This is a genomic window from Escherichia sp. E10V10, from assembly GCF_004211985.1.
Classification (GTDB): Bacteria; Pseudomonadota; Gammaproteobacteria; order Enterobacterales; family Enterobacteriaceae; genus Escherichia.
Window position 1 is genome coordinate 362898 of the sequence record NZ_RHJO01000003.1, and the last position, 20037, is coordinate 382934.

General features: G+C 50.5%; 15 protein-coding genes and 1 pseudogene. 10 read left to right on the forward strand and 6 right to left on the reverse strand.

Annotated elements, in window-relative coordinates; all coding sequences use genetic code 11:
• The first annotated feature begins 33 nt into the window (after positions 1-33).
• The 3 genes from D9736_RS08140 to fucO all read left to right on the forward strand — a co-directional run bounded on the left by D9736_RS08140 (position 34) and on the right by fucO (position 2989).
• Positions 34-1032, forward strand: coding sequence for a LacI family DNA-binding transcriptional regulator (locus tag D9736_RS08140; protein WP_130221504.1), 999 nt, complete (start codon positions 34-36; stop codon positions 1030-1032).
• Positions 1033-1165: 133 nt separating this feature from the next.
• Positions 1166-1813, forward strand: coding sequence for an L-fuculose-phosphate aldolase (gene fucA, locus D9736_RS08145; RefSeq protein WP_130221505.1), 648 nt, complete (start codon positions 1166-1168; stop codon positions 1811-1813).
• A 27-nt stretch (positions 1814-1840) separates the two neighbouring features.
• On the forward strand, positions 1841-2989 hold the full coding sequence (gene fucO, locus D9736_RS08150) for a lactaldehyde reductase (RefSeq protein WP_130258139.1): 1149 nt from the start codon (positions 1841-1843) through the stop codon (positions 2987-2989).
• A 104-nt stretch (positions 2990-3093) separates the two neighbouring features.
• On the opposite strand, the gene xni is transcribed toward fucO, so the two are convergent.
• The 5 genes from xni to queF form a co-directional block, all read right to left on the reverse strand.
• Positions 3094-3849: a flap endonuclease Xni gene (gene xni / locus D9736_RS08155; RefSeq protein WP_130221506.1), complete on the reverse strand. Its 756-nt coding sequence runs from the start codon at positions 3847-3849 to the stop codon at positions 3094-3096.
• A gap of 284 nt (positions 3850-4133) precedes the next feature.
• A complete protein-coding gene (gene sdaB / locus D9736_RS08160) occupies positions 4134-5501 on the reverse strand; it encodes an L-serine ammonia-lyase II (RefSeq protein WP_130207700.1) in 1368 nt (455 codons plus the stop codon).
• Positions 5502-5558: 57 nt separating this feature from the next.
• Positions 5559-6848, reverse strand: coding sequence for an HAAAP family serine/threonine permease SdaC (gene sdaC, locus D9736_RS08165; RefSeq protein WP_064528228.1), 1290 nt, complete (start codon positions 6846-6848; stop codon positions 5559-5561).
• Positions 6849-7405: 557 nt separating this feature from the next.
• On the reverse strand, positions 7406-8770 hold the full coding sequence (gene ppnN / locus D9736_RS08170; protein WP_130214553.1) for a nucleotide 5'-monophosphate nucleosidase PpnN: 1365 nt from the start codon (positions 8768-8770) through the stop codon (positions 7406-7408).
• Positions 8771-8881: 111 nt separating this feature from the next.
• Entirely contained in the window at positions 8882-9730 is an 849-nt protein-coding gene (queF, locus tag D9736_RS08175) for an NADPH-dependent 7-cyano-7-deazaguanine reductase QueF (RefSeq protein ID WP_130258092.1), read from the reverse strand.
• 67 nt (positions 9731-9797) lie between these two features.
• On the opposite strand from queF, the gene syd reads away from it, so the two are divergent.
• The 7 genes and pseudogenes from syd (at position 9798) to gudD (ending at position 17021) form a co-directional block, all read left to right on the forward strand.
• Positions 9798-10343: a SecY-interacting protein gene (gene syd / locus D9736_RS08180; RefSeq protein ID WP_130214549.1), complete on the forward strand. Its 546-nt coding sequence runs from the start codon at positions 9798-9800 to the stop codon at positions 10341-10343.
• 621 nt (positions 10344-10964) lie between these two features.
• Complete coding sequence (locus D9736_RS08185; protein ID WP_130207692.1) at positions 10965-11294, forward strand: YqcC family protein; 330 nt, start codon at positions 10965-10967, stop codon at positions 11292-11294.
• Positions 11294-12076 (forward strand): tRNA pseudouridine(65) synthase TruC, encoded by a 783-nt coding sequence (gene truC / locus D9736_RS08190; protein WP_130214547.1) that lies wholly within the window; start codon positions 11294-11296, stop codon positions 12074-12076. Before D9736_RS08185 ends, truC begins: the two co-directional genes overlap by 1 nt.
• Before the next feature lie 17 nt (positions 12077-12093).
• On the forward strand, positions 12094-12543 hold the full coding sequence (locus D9736_RS08195) for a flavodoxin (RefSeq protein ID WP_130214545.1): 450 nt from the start codon (positions 12094-12096) through the stop codon (positions 12541-12543).
• Between the two features lie 433 nt (positions 12544-12976).
• A pseudogene (gudP, locus tag D9736_RS08200) lies at positions 12977-14318 on the forward strand (galactarate/glucarate/glycerate transporter GudP).
• Position 14319: 1 nt separating this feature from the next.
• A complete protein-coding gene (locus D9736_RS08205) occupies positions 14320-15660 on the forward strand; it encodes an enolase C-terminal domain-like protein (protein ID WP_130258093.1) in 1341 nt (446 codons plus the stop codon).
• 20 nt (positions 15661-15680) lie between these two features.
• On the forward strand, positions 15681-17021 hold the full coding sequence (gene gudD / locus D9736_RS08210) for a glucarate dehydratase (protein WP_130214541.1): 1341 nt from the start codon (positions 15681-15683) through the stop codon (positions 17019-17021).
• A gap of 231 nt (positions 17022-17252) precedes the next feature.
• Here gudD and barA read toward each other — a convergent pair whose 3' ends face one another.
• Entirely contained in the window at positions 17253-20009 is a 2757-nt protein-coding gene (gene barA, locus D9736_RS08215) for a two-component sensor histidine kinase BarA (RefSeq protein WP_130207684.1), read from the reverse strand.
• Positions 20010-20037 lie beyond the last annotated feature (28 nt).

Consider the following 20037-nt stretch of genomic DNA (forward strand, 5'->3'; position numbering starts at 1 on the left):
ATTTGACGTCTGGATGTTAACTGGGAAATACCTATGGCTAAAACAGTAGAGCAGATAGCCAGCGACCTGAATTTATCGGTTACGACCGTGCGACTGGTGCTAAATGGAAAAGCGGAACAATATCGAATCAGCGTCAAAACCCAAACGCGTATCAATGAATATGTTGAACGCTATGGTTATATCATTAATCATTCCGCTCGCAGCCTTAAACTTAACAAAACTGATACATTAGGGTTGATTGTTCCCAACATATCCAACGTCTTTTTTGCTACGCTGGCAGAAAAACTCGAACAACGCTGTCGACGTTCCGGATATCAACTTACGATCAGTTGTACTTATGATGATGTTGACTATGAAAATAAATTGACGAAAGCATTTATCGCACGAAATGTAGATGGTCTTTTTATTGTTCCTTCGACGCTGGAAAATCAGCAGCATCATTTACGCAAAATTCGTAAGCCAATGGTTTTACTCGATCGTGATTTTAAATATACCGATAACGCATTGGTAGAGAGTAATAATATTTCTGGCGGAGAAAAGCTGACGCAAAATATTCTTGAGGCCGGGCAGGCTCCAGTATGGTTTTTGCTGGGAGATGCCGGTTTGCCGAGTATCAGCGATCGTCTGGCAGGTTATTTGAATGCGTTGGCAAAAAAAGGGATTACCCATCGCGATTGGGTGCGGGAAGGCCCGGTAAATACTCCGGAAGGCGGCTATGTCATTATGGAAAAACTCATTGAAGAGCAGGGATGCCCGCAGGCATTTATCGCCTCGTCTTTACCTGTACTTGAAGGCGCTGTCCGCGCGATTCGCGACCGTCTTGGCGCTGTACCGCCAGAAATCAATATTGGCACTTTCGATGAACATCCCATGCTGGGATTTCTCGCCAACAATGTCTGGTCAATGCAGCAGGATGAAAATGCCTGGGCAGAAAAAGCGTTCGAAATGATGTTAAGCGCGATCGAAGAAAGACCAGTCAAAAAAACAGTCAAAGTAGAAATGAAATTAATTAAGCGCATAAGAAAAAAATAATAATCGCCAAAAGATAATCAGGCTATTGAACAATGATATTCAGTGGCCTCCCCTTACTAAAAATAACCCCGTCTTCATTTGCGGTGCTGTTTTACGCAACAAGGCGAGCTGGAACTGTATCTGGAGAATAAAGATGGAAAGAACACGTTTATCCCGTGAAATAATTGAAACCTGTCTGGAAATGACGCGCCTTGGGTTAAATCAGGGGACTGCGGGGAATGTCAGCACACGTTTTGAAAACGGCATGTTGATTACTCCCAGCGGTATTCCTTATGAAAGAATGACGGAGAATATGATTGTCTATGTTGATGGCAACGGCAAATACGAAGAAGGTAAGATTCCTTCCAGCGAATGGCGTTTCCATATGGCGGCCTATCAAAGCAGACCAGATGCCAACGCGGTTGTTCACAATCATGCCGTTCACTGCACGGCAGTTTCCATTCTTAACCGACCGATCCCCGCTATTCACTACATGATTGCGGCGGCTGGCGGTAATTCTATTCCTTGCGCGCCTTATGCGACCTTTGGAACACGCGAACTTTCTGAACATGTTGCGCTGGCTCTCAAAAATCGTAAGGCAACTTTGTTACAACATCATGGGCTTATCGCTTGTGAGGTGAATCTGGAAAAAGCGTTATGGCTGGCGCATGAAGTTGAAGTGCTGGCGCAACTTTACCTGACGACCCTGGCGATTACGGACCCGGTGCCAGCGCTGAGCGATGAAGAGATTGCCGTAGTGCTGGAGAAATTCAAAACCTATGGGTTACGGATTGAAGAGTAATTTCGTAAAGCAACAAGGAGAAGGATGATGGCTAACAGAATGATTCTGAACGAAACGGCATGGTTTGGTCGGGGTGCTGTTGGGGCTTTAACCGATGAGGTGAAACGCCGTGGTTATCAGAAGGCGCTGATCGTCACCGATAAAACGCTGGTGCAATGCGGCGTGGTGGCGAAAGTGACCGATAAGATGGATGCTGCAGGGCTGGCATGGGCGATTTACGACGGTGTAGTGCCCAACCCAACAATTACTGTCGTCAAAGAAGGGCTCGGTGTATTCCAGAATAGCGGCGCGGATTACCTGATCGCTATTGGTGGTGGTTCTCCACAGGATACTTGTAAAGCGATTGGCATTATCAGCAACAACCCGGAGTTTGCCGATGTGCGTAGCCTGGAAGGGCTTTCCCCGACCAATAAACCCAGCGTACCGATTCTGGCAATCCCCACCACAGCAGGCACTGCGGCAGAAGTGACCATTAACTACGTGATCACTGACGAAGAAAAACGGCGCAAGTTTGTTTGCGTTGATCCGCATGATATCCCGCAGGTGGCGTTTATTGATGCTGACATGATGGATGGTATGCCTCCAACGCTGAAAGCTGCGACGGGTGTCGATGCGCTCACTCATGCTATTGAGGGGTATATTACCCGTGGCGCGTGGGCGTTAACCGATGCGCTGCACATTAAAGCGATTGAAATCATTGCTGGGGCGCTGCGAGGATCGGTTGCTGGTGATAAGGATGCCGGAGAAGAAATGGCGCTCGGGCAGTATGTTGCGGGTATGGGCTTCTCGAATGTTGGGTTAGGGTTGGTGCATGGTATGGCGCATCCACTGGGTGCGTTTTACAACACTCCACACGGTGTTGCGAACGCCATCCTGTTACCGCATGTCATGCGCTATAACGCTGATTTTACCGGTGAGAAGTACCGCGATATCGCGCGCGTTATGGGCGTGAAAGTGGAAGGTATGAGCCTGGAAGAGGCGCGTAATGCCGCTGTTGAAGCGGTGTTTGCTCTCAACCGTGATGTCGGTATTCCGCCACATTTGCGTGATGTTGGTGTACGCAAGGAAGACATTCCGGCACTGGCGCAGGCGGCACTGGATGATGTTTGTACCGGTGGCAACCCGCGTGAAGCAACGCTTGAGGATATTGTAGAGCTTTACCATACCGCCTGGTAAATGCGCTGATGTGATAATGCCGGATACGACGCTAGCCGCGTCTTATCCGGTATATAAGTGCATTAAATTCAATGTGTTGATAATCGTTTGCATCCGGCTCGCCGTTACCGTACCAACCGCAATTGCTGTAAATTGCCGTCGATATGCAAATCAGTCTGTAAGCGGGCGATATCACGGCACAGGAACGCCATCTCTTTATGGGCTTCTAATTTCTTGCGCCACTTTTCGGCAACCGTATCCAGATTCTCATATATCCCTTCCAGACTCTGAAACTCGACCAGCAGCTGCGTGGCGCTTTTTGGTCCGATCCCCGCAACACCCGGTACCTTTGAACTGCTGATCCCCGCTAGCCCCCAGTAATCGGGTAACTGCTGCGGTTGAACGCCAAATTCTTTATCGATAAACGGTGCATCCAGCCAACGTTTCTGGAAGTAATCGCGAATACGTAATGTAGGTGAAAGTAGCTGACAGTAGCCTTTATCTGTCGAAACGATGGTTGCCTGATGCCCGGCCTGTGTCACTTTGACCGCCAGCGTGGCGGCTAAGTCATCGGCTTCGTTGCCGCTGGCTGACCAGCACGGGACGCCGCGTTGTTCAAAGGCTGCGCGTAACGCGGGCATTTCGTTGTGCAACTCTTCCGGCATTGGCGGGCGACCCGCTTTGTAATCAGGCAGGCGCTGATGACGCCAGCCGCTACTGCGGTTTTCATCATCAAAAACGGCGACGGCGTGGGTCGGCTGGCTGTGCATAATAAGTTGATCAAGGGCGTGCTGGCAGGTTTCGACACAGGGTGACCCCTGCACGGCATGAATGCGACGAATAAGATTCAGTGCATCGACGATAAGCAAATGAACAGCCACAATATTCCCCCTTAAAGATCAGGCGATAAGGGTAACATTGGTCACCGGAACAGGCTACGACTGGATGAGAAAACAGGAAGAGGGCTCGCAAAACGAGAACTGATATTGATGACAACGACAAATTGCCTGATGCGCTACGCTTATCATGCCTACAAAAGAATTGCAATCTATTGAATTTGCACTATTTTATAGGTCGGATGCGGCATTTACGCCGCATCCGACATAAACAACAGGCACATTCTCAACAATGTGAGGCCTCGCAAAACGAGGCCTCTGGAGAGCGATTAGTCGCAGGCAACGATCTTCATTGCCAGGCCGCCGCGAGATGTTTCGCGGTACTTGGCGTTCATGTCTTTACCTGTTTCGTACATGGTTTCGATAACTTTATCGAGGCAGACGCGCGGTTCGCTGGTACGGCGCAGTGCCATACGCGCGGCGTTCACCGCTTTCACTGCCGCAATGGCGTTACGCTCAATGCACGGTACCTGAACCTGTCCAGCAACCGGGTCACACGTCAGGCCGAGGTTATGCTCCATAGCGATTTCCGCCGCGATGCACACCTGCGCCGGGCTTGCGCCTAACAGTTCTGCCAGACCCGCCGCCGCCATTGAGCACGCCACGCCAACTTCACCCTGGCAACCCACTTCGGCACCAGAGATCGACGCGTTCATCTTATAAAGAGAACCAATGGCGCTGGCTACCAGCAGGTAACGAGCCAGTGAGTTAGCGTTCACTTCGCGGATAAACTTGTCGTAGTACGCCAGCACTGCCGGGATAATCCCGCACGCACCGTTAGTCGGCGCAGTCACCACACGACCGCCCGCAGCGTTCTCTTCGTTCACTGCCAGTGCGAACATGTTGATCCAGTCAACAACCGCCATCGGGTCAGTGGTGGTTTTATCCTGGCTGACCAGCATCCGGCGCAGTGCCGCGGCACGACGTGGAACGCGCAGTTTGCCTGGCAACACGCCTTCGGTGGAAATACCGCGTTCAATACCGCCACGCATCACTTCCCAGACGTTCGCCAGGTGCTGTTCCAGCTCTTCTTTGCTGTGCAGCGCCAGCTCGTTTTTCATCATCAGACCAGAGAGTGACAGCCCGGTTTCCTGGCAATGTTTTTGCAGATCGGCAGCAGAACTGTACGGATATGGAACTTCAACCGGTGCGCTATCCTGCTGGCCAAAATGCTCTTCATCAACGATAAAGCCACCGCCGATGGAGTAATACGTCTGGCTGTAAACAACTTTATCGCCCGCCAGCGCGGTAATGCGCATGCCATTCTCATGCAGAGAAAGGTTATCGGCATGGAAGTTCATGCATTCATCAACCGGAAACTCGACTTCGTGCTGACCGTTTGCCAGCATCAGGCGACCGTGAGTATTCACATCCTGAATAAAACCAGGGATAGAATCGATATCCACGGTATCCGGCAGATTCCCTGCCAGGCCCATAATAATGGCGATATCAGTGTGGTGCCCTTTGCCGGTCAGAGAGAGCGAACCATAGACGTCAACCACCACGCGGGTCACGTCTTTAAGCAGGTTACGGGCAATCAGATCGTCGGTAAATTGTTTACCCGCTTTCATTGGTCCAACGGTATGAGAACTGGAAGGGCCAATGCCGATTTTGAAAATATCGAATACGCTAATCATAGGAAATACATCGCGTTAAAACGGAGGAAGCGCCGCCCGAAAGCGGCGCGAAAGGACTTAGCTGAACAGAGAGTAGAAGATTGCGGAGATTGCAATCAGACCCATCACGACAACGAATACGTTGCTGATGTGACCGCTGTATTTACGCATTGCCGGTACTTTCTGAATGGCGTACATCGGCATCAGGAACAGGATCATCGCGATGATTGGGCCGCCCAGGGTTTCAATCATACCCAGGATGCTCGGGTTCAGGGTGGCAACAATCCAGGTCGTTACCAGCATGAACAGCGCAGTGATACGGTTCAGCTTGTTGATTTCGATAGACTTACCTTTACCACGCAGTGATTTGATCACCATACCGTTGAAGCCTTCACGTGCGCCCAGGTAGTGGCCCAGGAAGGATTTGGTGATAGCGATAATCGCGATAATCGGAGCCATCCACGCGATGATTGGCGCGTTAAAGTGGTTAGCCAGGTAAGACAGAATCGAGATGTTCTGCTCTTTAGCCGCAGCCAGGTCTGCCGGAGTCAGGCTCAGTACGCAGCTGAATACGAAGAACATTACGGTCAGCACCATCATGATGTGAGCGAATGCCAAGATCTTCGAGCATTTCTGTTCTGCCATATCGCCGTACTCTTCACGCTTCGCAACGGCGAAAGAAGAGATGATCGGAGAGTGGTTGAACGAGAACACCATTACCGGAATTGCCAGCCACAGGGTCATCCACAGACCGTTTCCGGTTGCAGATGCAGTGTCCAGAGACAGAGTTTCCAGTGCTGCGCCGTTCCACTGCGGGATCAGGTACAGAGCCAGCAGCATCAGTACGCCAACAAACGGGAATACCAGAATACTCATCGCCTTAACGATCATCTGCTCACCGAAGCGAACGATGGTCATCATACCCACGATCAGGATCAGTGACAGAATCGCACGCGGCGGCGGCGTCATACCCAGCTGGTGAGACATGAAGCTTTCAACCGTGTTGGTGATTGCCACGCTGTAAACCAGCAGAATCGGGTAGATAGCGAAGAAGTAGAGCAGGGTAATCAGTTTACCTGCGCCAATACCAAAGTGTTCTTCTACTACCTCGGTGATGTCTTCGCCTGGGTTTTTACCAGACAGCACGAAGCGAGTCAGGCCACGATGCGCAAAGTACGTCATCGGGAACGCAAGGATAGCCATGATGATCAGCGGGATCATACCGCCAACACCGGCGTTGATTGGCAGGAACAGCACGCCCGCGCCGATCGCCGTGCCGTAAAGGCCCAGCATCCACATGGTATCTGTCTTGCGCCAGGCACTGCGAGAGTCTTTCGACGCAATCGTGCTGGTTTGAGTCGTTTCCATCTATTTCTCCTGGAGGAATGCAAATAATTCAGCTTTTAGCCAGTTCAGCCCGGGAAGGTGCCTGGCCGTAAAAATGAAATCTGTCTATCGGCGATGGCTTAATCATTTTCCGCCGTAATAATTTGAGGGCGGAAAGATACACACAAGTTATGTATCTATCAGTGATCTTGATCTCAAATACAATAATCTACTTGGAAGATAGATAATCCCAACGCTTTACTCTGTAAATCAAAAGTAAAAGAGAATTTAAGGGCAATATTTGGCAGATTAACGACATCTGACCTCTTCCGGGGCGCGCAATATATGTAGGTTGAACTGCAAAAATCAATACTTTTAGTTAATGATTGCAAGATTTTCTTTTTTGCGGAGATAAAATGCGGTCTTCAAATGAAGGGAAACGTTTGCGCTACAACATAAATTGTATGACATATTGTAGGTGGTGATATTAATGACATGATGACGCTCTGAAACATTCATATAACAAATGAAATAGCTTGATTAGTGAGCGACCAAAAAAGAGAAAAACCCGGCAACAAACGTTACCGGGGAAGGGGGGATTAGGTGCAGATTTCGTAGCAAGGGATGTAGGCAGAACCTGGTAACTTCATACGATGTTGGGCAACAAACCCCTGAAGCAGGTCGTCCATACGGCGCATGATCTCTTTATCACCGTTGATTTTATATGGCCCAAACTCTTCAATAGCGCGAATACCGACTTCTTTTACGTTCCCCGCCACAATGCCAGAAAATGCACGACGCAGGTCGGCAGCCAGCACTTCAACGGGCTGATCCGGGTAAAGCTTCAGATTAGCCATATTCTCGTGAGACGGCTCAAACGGCATTTGCAAATCTGGCGTAATACGCATTGACCAGTTAAAGCTGTAGGCATCGCCCGTATCGCGACGGTTTTCTTTCACCTGCGCCATCGCTTTTTTCATCTGACGGGCTACTTCTGCAGCGTCATCAATGATGATGCGATAATGGCGGCGCGCGTTTTCTCCCAACGTATGCACGACAAACTCGTCCAGTACGCGGAAGTAATCAGCACTCTCTTTCGGGCCGGTGAGGATCAATGGCAAGACCTGATCTTTGTTGGCCGGATTCATTAAAATTCCCAGCAAATACAGTAGCTCTTCCGCTGTACCCACACCGCCAGGGAAAATAATGATGCCGTGGGCGATACGGACAAATGCTTCCAGACGTTTTTCGATATCCGGCATGATGATCAGTTCGTTAACCAGCGGGTTAGGCGGTTCAGCAGCGATAATCGATGGTTCAGTCATACCAATAAAACGGCTGTCTTTGTAACGCTGTTGGGCGTGTCCGACCGCCGCGCCTTTCATCGGCGCTTCCATCGCGCCTGGGCCACAGCCAGTGCAGATATTTAACTCACGCAGCCCCAACTGATTACCAACGCGACGGGCATACAAATACTCGTTTTCGTTGATGGAGTGACCACCCCAGCACACCACCATATTGGGCGCTTCGCCCACGTGCAGCGCGCGAGCATTGCGCAAGATAGAAAAGACCAGGTTGGTAATATGAACAGAGTTGTCGAGATTCAGATTTGGAAAACGAACGGTGTTATGGATTTGCCCATAGACGAAGAGAATGTCGCGCAGGACAGCGAACAAGTTGGCCTGCAAGGCGCGAATTATACGCCCATCGACAAAAGCTTCTTCCGGGGGATTGATCAGTTCTAACTTCACGCCGCGTTCACGGCGTAGCACGTTAATGTCGAAATTTTCAAAACGGGACAGCAATTCTTTGCTGTTATCGGTGAGGCTACCGGAGTTCAGAACAGCGAGTGAACAGTTGCGAAATAATTGATAGAGGTCGCTGCTGGCGGTGCGTTTAAGCATGTCCACTTCCAACTGCGACAACATATCCATGGAGCCAAGCGGGCTAATATGTGTAATCAAAAAAAACTCCTTATGGGACGATTATCGTCATTCCCTTTGATTACAATAGCCCTGCCTGATGACCTTTCACAACCTTATGTGTGAATCCAGCACGCAAAATTGAGAAAAATTTTATTGCCGTGCCAGACGGGTTGTCGATGGGACAAAATCACAGTTACTACGCCATGGGTTAATGTCCAGACCGCCACGACGGGTATAACGTGCGTAAACGCTTAATTTCTCTGGCTGGCAGAAGCGTAACAGGTCATTAAAAATGCGCTCTACGCACTGTTCATGGAACTCGTTATGATGACGAAAAGAAACCAGATAACGCAGCAGTTTTTCCCTGTCAATCTTGCGTCCACGATACTGAATCTGGATAGATCCCCAGTCTGGTTGATGAGTAATCAGGCAGTTTGATTTCAGCAGGTGGCTCACGAGTGTTTCTTCCACCACTTTCTCGCCGCTGGTGGCATTCTCAAGATAGTCAGTGGTGAATTCATAGTTATCGATAGCGATATCCTGCTTATCAATGCAGGTGCCATTGAAATGCCCCACCGGCTGGCCTTCCAGTTCATCAAGACGATATAACGCCACGCTAACGTTACCCTGGGCGCAAGTGCTTAAGTCGCGCTCCAGCGTCTGACGCACTTCCTCCCAATTGTTAAAGCGTGTCTGGTTAAAGCTGTTGAGATAGAGCTTAAAACTCTTCGACTCAATGAGATTTACGCTGGTGTAATCAAGTTCAACATGACCCACGGCAACCTGCGGCAAACCTTTCGCATTCAGCCAGGAAAGTTCATATAGCGTCCAGATATCCGTACCGTGAAAAGGCAGATTATCTGCTTTCAGGCCCAGCGGATCGCGATTCAAACTACGTGGAACGCCTTGTAGCAGGCTGGCGTCATAGGTATCCCGGTAATCGGTTGATTTTCCAAGAGTCAGGCCCGCAAGTGCCTGATGGTTTGCATAAGAAGACATGTTTCACCGTCATAAACCAGATAAACTAAACGACAAGTGTATCTGGTTTAAGTGAAGAGAGAAATTAGTGGACGAATTGACCGCACAAGCCTTGAGAGATTTTACCACGCGTTACTGCGATGCCTGGCACGAACAGCACAATAGTTGGCCGTTAAGCGAGGAGCTGTATGGCGTTCCTTCACCGTGCATTATTTCAACCACTAATGATGCTGTGTTCTGGCAACCGCAGCCGTTTAGCGGTGAGCAAAATGTAAACGCGGTTGAGCGTGCGTTTGATATTGTGATACAACCCGCAATTCATACCTTCTATACGACCCAGCTTGCCGGGGATATGCATGCGCAGTTTGGCGATATCAAACTGACATTACTGCAAACCTGGAGCGAAGACGACTTCCGCCGGGTGCAGGAAAACCTGATTGGACATCTGGTTACCCAGAAACGTCTGAAACTGCCCCCCACGTTATTTATCGCCACACTGGAAGAAGAGCTGGAGGTGATTTCGGTGTGTAATCTCTCTGGCGAAGTATGCAAAGAGACGCTGGGTACGCGGAATCGTACCCATTTAGCCTCAAATCTTGCGGAATTCCTTACGCAGCTTAAGCCTCTTCTGTAATCCAATTACCCCGTCTGGTTGTGAGAGATCTCTTACAGACCCTGTAGGAGATCGCCAGAAAGTAAGTGAATACTTAAAAAGATAAGAATCATATTTCTATTTTAAATCAATGAGTTGACTGATAATCCTTAACTTTCGTATGAAATTTTCCTTAAGGCATTGTCTGTAAGCGCCTTGTAAGACTCAGTGAAAAAGACGATTCTATCTTCGTCGACAGGGAGTCAGACAACGAAGTGAACATCAGGATGATGACACTTCTAAAGGACACGCCAGGATGGTGTTTCAGGGAAAGGCTTCTGGATGAAGCGAAGAGGAAAACGCTGGATGCGTTAAAGGACACCTCCAGGACGGAGAATGAGAACCGGTCAGGATGATTCGGTGGGTCAGGAAGGCCAGGGACACTTCAGGATGAAGTATCACATCGGGGTGGTGTGAGCAGGAAGCATTAGTTCAGGATGAACGATTGGCCGCAAGGCCACAGGAAAAGTTGTCAAGGATGAGCAGGGAGCAACAAAAGTAGCTGGAATGCTGCGAAACGAACCGGGAGCACTGTTAATACAGTGCTCCCTTTTTTTATTCCTGCTATCCTTCGCGGCAGTTTTTTCTTCTTGAGGTTGTTTTATGACCACTCATGACCGCGTTCGTCTTCAGTTGCAGGCACTTGAAACATTACTGCGTGAACATCAGCACTGGCGGAGCGATGAACCGCAGCCGCATCAATTTAACAGTACCCAACCTTTCTTTATGGATACGATGGAGCCACTGGAGTGGTTGCAATGGGTACTGATCCCACGAATGCACGATCTCTTAGATAATAATCAGCCATTGCCAGGGGCTTTCGCCGTGGCGCCGTATTATGAAATGGCGCTGGCGACGGACCACCCCCAGCGCGCGCTTATTCTGGCGGAGCTGGAAAAACTGGATGCGCTTTTTGCGGATGATACAAACTGATGCTGGAAATACTCTACCAGGATGAATGGCTGGTTGCGGTTAACAAACCGTCTGGCTGGCTGGTTCACCGCAGCTGGCTGGATCGCGACGAAAAAGTGGTGGTCATGCAAACCGTACGTGACCAGATTGGTCAGCACGTGTTTACCGCGCATCGGCTGGACCGACCGACTTCCGGCGTATTGCTGATGGGATTATCCAGCGAGGCCGGACGGCTGTTAGCGCAACAGTTTGAACAGCACCAAATCCAGAAACGTTACCATGCGATTGTGCGTGGCTGGCTGATGGAAGAAGCGGTGCTGGATTATCCGCTGGTGGAAGAACTGGATAAAATCGCCGATAAGTATGCCCGCGAAGATAAAGGCCCGCAGCCAGCAGTGACGCATTATCGCGGTCTGGCGACGGTTGAAATGCCAGTCGCGACCGGGCGTTACCCGACGACACGCTACGGTCTGGTGGAACTGGAGCCGAAAACCGGACGCAAACATCAGCTTCGTCGCCATCTCGCCCATTTGCGCCATCCGATTATTGGCGACAGCAAACATGGCGATTTGCGCCAGAATCGCAGCGCAGCTGAACATTTTGGCCTCCAGCGGTTAATGTTGCACGCCAGTAAGTTGTCATTGACGCATCCTTTTACTGGCGAGCCGCTGACTATCCACGCTGGTCTGGACGACACCTGGATGCAGGCATTATCACAATTTGGCTGGCGCGGTCTGCTTCCTGAAAATGAAAGGGTTGAGTTCAGCGCGCCATCGGGTCAGGATGATGAGATAAGTTCCTAATCCAGGGAGAAAACGGTATGGCGGAAATTGGTATTTTTGTGGGCACTATGTACGGTAATGCGCTGTTAGTCGCCGAAGAAGCGGAAGCGATTCTGACCGCGCAGGGCCACAAAGCAACGGTGTTTGAAGACCCAGAATTAAGCGACTGGCTACCTTATCAGGACAAGTATGTTCTGGTAGTTACGTCCACCACCGGGCAGGGCGACCTTCCTGATAGCATTGTGCCACTCTTTCTGGGCATAAAGGATAACCTTGGTTTCCAGCCGAACCTGCGTTACGGCGTGATTGCGCTCGGCGACAGCAGTTATGTGAATTTCTGCAACGGCGGCAAACAGTTCGATGCCTTGTTACAGGAACAGAGCGCGCAGCGAATAGGGGAAATGCTGCTGATTGATGCCAGTGAAAACCCGGAACCGGAAACGGAATCAAATCCGTGGGTCGAACATTGGGGCACGCTGTTGTCCTGATATGTTGAGCGAGCGGTAAATGCCGTTTTAGCGGTGCTGAATCGAATCTTTTCAGGCAAATGCCAGTAAAAACTGCTTCATAGCGCGGATTTTTACTGGTGTTTGCCTGGAGTCAAGCGATCTATTTCATACTCTTCTTTATTTCTCCGATTTAACCCTTCCTTTCTTGTTCTTGTTTTCATTTCCGTGAAGTGGATTCCACCGTCCAGGGCTAATGCCAAAATCGAGCCTCATTGAACGCATTAATGTTGTGTTGTTGCACGGTGAGCCGCTATGGCGCGCTTTTTATACTGCTATTGCCAGATATAAACACGCGCCGCATTCGGCGAACGACCTATAAAAACGGCAAAAACACCCTACGTCACCTCTGATTTCCTGGCGATGTCGCAGTCCAGAGTGAGCGTGGCTAACGCGAATTTTCAGGAGTGCAACAATGAGTTCTTTAAGTCAGGCTGCGAGCAGTGTGGAAAAACGCACGAATGCTCGTTACTGGATAGTGGTGATGCTGTTTATCGTCATATCTTTCAACTACGGCGATCGCGCTACGCTCTCGATCGCCGGTTCGGAAATGGCCAAAGATATCGGCCTTGACCCAGTGGGTATGGGCTATGTGTTCTCTGCTTTCTCATGGGCTTATGTTATTGGGCAGATCCCTGGCGGCTGGTTGCTGGATCGCTTTGGTTCAAAACGCGTCTACTTCTGGTCAATCTTTATCTGGTCGATGTTTACCTTGCTGCAAGGTTTCGTCGATATCTTTAGTGGATTCGGCATTATCGTTGCCCTGTTTACGCTGCGCTTCCTGGTCGGGCTTGCCGAAGCACCTTCTTTTCCCGGCAATAGCCGAATCGTGGCAGCCTGGTTCCCGGCGCAGGAAAGGGGAACGGCGGTGTCGATTTTTAACTCCGCCCAATACTTCGCAACGGTGATCTTCGCGCCGATTATGGGCTGGCTGACTCATGAAGTGGGCTGGTCACACGTCTTCTTCTTTATGGGCGGTCTGGGCATTGTCATCAGCTTTATCTGGCTGAAAGTCATCCACGAGCCAAACCAGCATCCGGGTGTAAATCAGAAAGAGCTGGAGTACATCGCCGCTGGCGGCGCGCTGATCAATATGGATCAGCAAAACACCAAAGTTAAAGTGCCGTTCAGCGTGAAGTGGGGGCAGATCAAACAGCTGCTCGGTTCGCGGATGATGATCGGTGTTTATATCGGTCAGTATTGTATCAACGCCCTGACTTACTTCTTTATTACCTGGTTCCCGGTTTATCTGGTGCAGGCGCGCGGGATGTCGATTCTGAAAGCGGGCTTTGTGGCTTCCGTTCCTGCTGTTTGTGGTTTTATCGGCGGCGTGCTGGGGGGGATTATTTCCGACTGGCTGATGCGCCGCACGGGATCGCTGAACATTGCGCGTAAAACACCGATCGTAATGGGCATGTTGCTGTCGATGGTGATGGTGTTCTGCAACTACGTCAACGTTGAGTGGATGATCATCGGCTTTATGGCGCTGGCCTTCTTCGGTAAGGGCATCGGGGCGCTGGGTTGGGCGGTAATGGCAGATACTGCGCCGAAAGAGATTAGCGGTCTTTCCGGCGGTCTGTTCAATATGTTCGGTAACATTTCCGGTATCGTCACGCCAATCGCAATTGGTTATATCGTTGGCACGACTGGCGGCGCTGATTTATGTCGGGGTTCATGCCTTAATCGCGGTGCTGAGCTACCTGGTGCTGGTGGGCGATATTAAGCGTATCGAGCTGAAACCTGTCGCGGGGCAATAAGATGACGACACAATCCAGTCCAGTCATTACTGATATGAAAGTCATTCCGGTCGCCGGACATGACAGCATGTTGCTCAATATTGGTGGTGCACATAACGCATATTTCACCCGCAACATTGTGGTACTCACCGATAATGCCGGACATACCGGCATTGGTGAAGCGCCGGGCGGAGAGGTGATTTATCAAACACTTGTCGATGCTATTCCGATGGTTCTGGGCCAGGAAGTCGCGCGACTGAATAAAGTGGTCCAGCAGGTGCATAAAGGTAATCAGGCCGCCGATTTTGATACCTTCGGCAAAGGTGCCTGGACCTTTGAATTGCGCGTTAACGCCGTGGCGGCGCTGGAAGCCGCTTTACTCGACCTGTTAGGTAAGGCGCTGAATGTTCCGGTCTGTGAACTGCTTGGCCCAGGCAAGCAACGCGATGCTATTACCGTCCTCGGTTATCTGTTTTATATCGGTGATCGGACTAAAACCGATCTTGCTTATCTGGAGAGTACACCAGGTAACCATGAGTGGTATCAGTTGCGCCACCAGAAAGCGATGAACAGCGAAGCCGTTGTGCGTCTGGCGGAAGCCTCACAGGATCGCTATGGCTTTAAAGATTTCAAACTTAAGGGCGGTGTGTTACCTGGTGAGCAAGAAATTGACACCGTTCGTGCATTGAAGAAACGCTTCCCGGATGCGCGGATTACCGTTGATCCCAACGGTGCCTGGCTACTTGATGAAGCCATTTCTCTATGCAAAGGGCTGAATGATGTTCTTACCTATGCCGAAGATCCATGCGGCGCAGAACAGGGTTTCTCCGGTCGTGAAGTGATGGCGGAGTTTCGGCGGGCGACCGGCTTACCCGTCGCGACTAACATGATCGCCACCAACTGGCGCGAAATGGGTCATGCGGTGATGCTCAATGCGGTAGATATTCCACTTGCCGATCCGCACTTCTGGACGCTTTCTGGAGCAGTCCGCGTGGCGCAGCTTTGCGACGACTGGGGGCTGACCTGGGGCTGTCATTCCAACAACCACTTCGATATCTCTCTGGCGATGTTTACCCATGTGGGCGCGGCGGCACCGGGTAATCCTACCGCTATCGATACCCACTGGATTTGGCAGGAGGGCGATTGTCGCCTGACCAAAAATCCGCTGGAGATTAAAAACGGAAAAATTGCCGTTCCTGATGCGCCCGGCCTGGGCGTGGAACTGGACTGGGAACAGGTACAAAAGGCACATGAGGCCTATAAACGTCTGCCTGGCGGCGCGCGTAACGACGCAGGTCCGATGCAGTACCTGATCCCCGGCTGGACCTTTGACCGTAAACGTCCCGTTTTCGGCCGTCATTGATTTTGAATAAGGACATAAATATGAATTCTCAATTTACGACGCCTGTTGTTACTGAAATGCAAGTCATCCCGGTGGCGGGTCATGACAGTATGCTGATGAATCTGAGTGGCGCACACGCACCGTTCTTCACGCGTAATATTGTGATCATCAAAGATAATTCTGGTCACACCGGCGTAGGGGAAATTCCCGGCGGCGAGAAAATCCGTAAAACGCTGGAAGATGCGATTCCGCTGGTGGTAGGTAAAACGCTGGGTGAATACAAAAACGTTCTGACGCTGGTACGTAATACTTTTGCCGATCGTGATTCTGGCGGGCGTGGTTTACAGACTTTTGATCTGCGTACCACTATCCACGTGGTAACCGGGATCGAAGCGGCAATGCTTGATCTGCTTGGGCAACACCTTGGGGTTAACGTGGCATCCCTGCTGGGTGATGGTCAACAGCGTAGCGAAGTCGAAATGCTCGGTTATCTGTTCTTTGTCGGCAATCGCAAAGCCACACCGTTACCGTATCAAAGCCAGCCGGATGACAAATGCGACTGGTATCGTCTTCGTCACGAAGAAGCGATGACGCCGGATGCGGTGGTGCGCCTGGCGGAAGCGGCGTATGAAAAATATGGCTTCAACGATTTCAAACTGAAGGGCGGTGTACTGGCCGGGGAAGAAGAAGCCGAATCTATTGTGGCACTGGCGCAACGCTTCCCGCAGGCGCGTATTACGCTCGATCCTAACGGTGCCTGGTCGCTGAACGAAGCGATTAAAATTGGTAAATACCTGAAAGGTTCGCTGGCTTATGCAGAAGATCCGTGTGGTGCGGAGCAAGGTTTCTCCGGGCGTGAAGTGATGGCAGAGTTCCGTCGCGCAACTGGCCTGCCGACTGCAACCAATATGATAGCCACCGACTGGCGGCAGATGGGCCATACGCTCTCGTTACAATCCGTTGATATCCCGCTGGCGGATCCGCATTTCTGGACGATGCAGGGTTCGGTACGTGTGGCGCAAATGTGCCATGAATTTGGCCTGACCTGGGGTTCACACTCTAACAACCACTTCGATATTTCCCTGGCGATGTTTACCCATGTTGCCGCTGCTGCACCGGGTAAAATTACTGCTATTGATACACACTGGATCTGGCAGGAAGGCAATCAGCGCCTGACCAAAGAGCCTTTTGAGATCAAAGGCGGTCTGGTTCAGGTACCGGAAAAACCGGGGCTGGGTGTCGAAATCGATATGGATCAAGTGATGAAAGCCCACGAGCTGTATCAGAAATACGGGCTTGGCGCGCGTGATGATGCGATGGGGATGCAGTACCTGATTCCTGGCTGGACGTTCGATAACAAGCGTCCGTGCATGGTGCGTTAAGACAGAAAACAAAAACCGGCTCTGTCAGGAGCCGGTTTGAGACTGATGCCAAACGCAAAATTGCCTGTTGCGCTACGTATCAGGTCTACATCATTTTTTAATTCATTGAATTTAGTTGGTTTTGTAGGCCGGATAAGGCGTTAACGCCGCATCCGGCATAAAAACAGGCACTTTGTCACCAATCTGAAACCAGCTTCATAAAAAGCCTATTGCTACTCGACAAGACGTCCATTACCCAAGAATTTTACTGGCTTCGCGTGCCACATTATCCATCTCGTCCAACAATTCCAGTAGCTCCGGCTCCAAATCTTCTTCTTTAGTACCGCTTCGTAGCTGTTGTTCGATAAGTTGACAGAGATTCTTCATACGCGGCACACCGCTATAGCCGCAACTGCCATGCAGTTTATGAATCAAATCAACCAGGCCTTCCGGGTTTTCCCCAACCAGTTGTTCCTCAACTTTGTTGCGAACTTCTGGCAGGAAATCGAGCAACATTTGCAGCATATCGCGCGCCAGATCGGTTTTGCCAGCGGCCTGGCGTAGCGCCAGTTGCCAGTCCAGAGTCGCATTCTGATTCACCACAATTTCGTTCACTTCTGGCGTCACAACGCGGGAAGAAATGCCGCTGCCGGGTTTGTAGCGCAGCAGCAAATTATGCAATCGTTCTTCTTCTATCGGTTTCGCCAGATAATCGCTCATCCCCGCGCCAAGTAATTTCTCTTTTTGCCCAGCCATCGCATGTGCAGTCACCGCGATGACTGGCGTTTGTTGCTGGTGCGGAAGCTGGTGGATAAGTTCGCATGCACGAATGCCGTCCATGTCCGGCATTTGAATATCCATTAAGATTAAATCGAACGGCATCTGTTTTGCTCGTTCAACCGCCTGATGTCCGCTATCGCACAACTCCACATGCTGAACCATGTCTTCCAGCAACGCGCCGATAAGTTTCAGGTTGGCGGGGTTATCATCAACAGCCATAACCGTCATTACCAGCTTACTTTCGTCGGTGACAGGCAACAGCGTATTTTGTGTTTGATGACAAAACTCGGTCAGTACAGGCAACAGACGTGTAGGCGTCAGGGGTTTCAGCAGACACGCGCCGATACCATCTTGCTTGAGCTTTTCGGCATTGACCTGTGCATGGCACGGAAGGGCGAGCATCAGAAAATCGGTCATCGACACCGCTTTCGCTAACCGCTCATGTTGCATCGTTAGCGGTTCGCGGAAAGTCACCGCAATCCCTAACAACATCATGTCGTAATGCGCGGGAGGGAGGGCCGAGAAGCTTGGGCTGTAGACCACCTCAAGCGGTGTTTCGCTTAAAATATCCAGCGTGCACTGCGCGGCTGCCGAGTTCGGTTCGACATAAGCCAGGCGTTTGCCGGTGAGGCACTGGGTGGATGGTCCTTCAATAATAATATTCGGGTTCAGATCGAGATTAATATGGAACCAGAAGGTTGAGCCACGATTCGGCTGGCTATGGAACGAGATATCTCCGCCCATCTCATTAACCAGTTTTTGCGTAATTACCAGCCCCAGCCCGGTGCCGCCATGACGGCGTGAAATACTGGCATCTGCCTGCCTGAAGGCCTGGAACAGGCGCGATTGATCGCGTTCAGGAATACCAATACCGGTATCGCGGATCTGCACTTCAATCTGAACTTTGGTATTACTCAGCGCTCGTTTTTCCACCAGAATATCGATGTTGCCATTCTCGGTGAATTTAATCGCATTCCCCACCAGGTTAGTGATAATTTGCTGTAAACGCAGTGGATCGCCTATCACGTTATCTGGCACGTCGCTCTTAATATTGAGCGTCAATTCCAGCCCTTTATCGTGAGAAGAATGCGCCAGAAGAGTAACCACTTCATCCAGCGTGCTGCGCAGCGGGAACGGAATACTTTCCAGGATCAGCTTGCCCGCTTCCAGTTTCGAGAAGTCGAGAACATCATTAATAATTGCCAGCAAATTATTTGCCGAGCGTTCAATCGTGTTCAGGTGATCGCGCTGCGTTGGCGTTAATTCAGTTTTCAGCGTCAGGCGGGTAAAGCCAATAACTCCATTCAGCGGTGTACGCAGCTCATGTGACATATTCGCCAGAAACTCGGACTTAATACGCGCCGCTTCCTGGGCGCGCTTTTTCGCCAGGTCCAACTCAACGTTCTGAATTTCCATCTGTTCCAGCGTTTCACGCAGATCAGACGTTGCCTGGTCGATATTGTGCTGCATCTCTTCGTGATAAGCCGCCAGAGACATTGCCATCGAGTTAATGCCGTTTTTCAGCATATCCAACTCGCCGAGCATAAATCCTTCCACCCGGCTGTCGAGTTGTCCTCGGCGGATGCGGTCGACAGTATTCACCATGTTGCGAATCGGACCGGTTACATCGCGCATGAGTCGCCAGCCAAAAATAAGCGCAATACCAATACAAAACAGCATCATCACGCTGGAAATAAAAATCTCTTTATATTGCTGTAAGCGCACCGATTTAAGGTCCAGCTCAAGGGCAATATACCCCAGCATATTCTGACTATTTTTGGCATCGCTAATGGGCGATTCGTCGGGAGAATAACTTTCGGAGATAATCGGCGTACGCAAAATCATAATATCGCCATCACGTGTGACAGTGAGCTGGCGCGGAAATGGCACGTTACTACCGAGCTGCATTGCTGAAGGGTCGAGATGAAAATTGGAGGTGACAAAGAGTCGGTTATTTTCATCGTAAACTGAAATGGCGCGAACAATATCAGAATGGCGACGATGCAAAACGCTTATCAACTGACCGATAGATTCGCGATTTTGCAGGCTCATGCCATATTCAGTAGAAACTGCAAGCGGCTCAATAATGCTGGCACCGGCATCTTCCAGTTGACGCTGCAAGTCGTTATAGCGATGCACGACGAAAAAGATACTGAGCAATAAACCAATAAGGACGGTCGGCGCCAGGATCAGAATCATCATGCGTGCGCGCAGGCTGTAGTTGGTCATGGAGTTCCGTTATGGGACAATTAAGGTC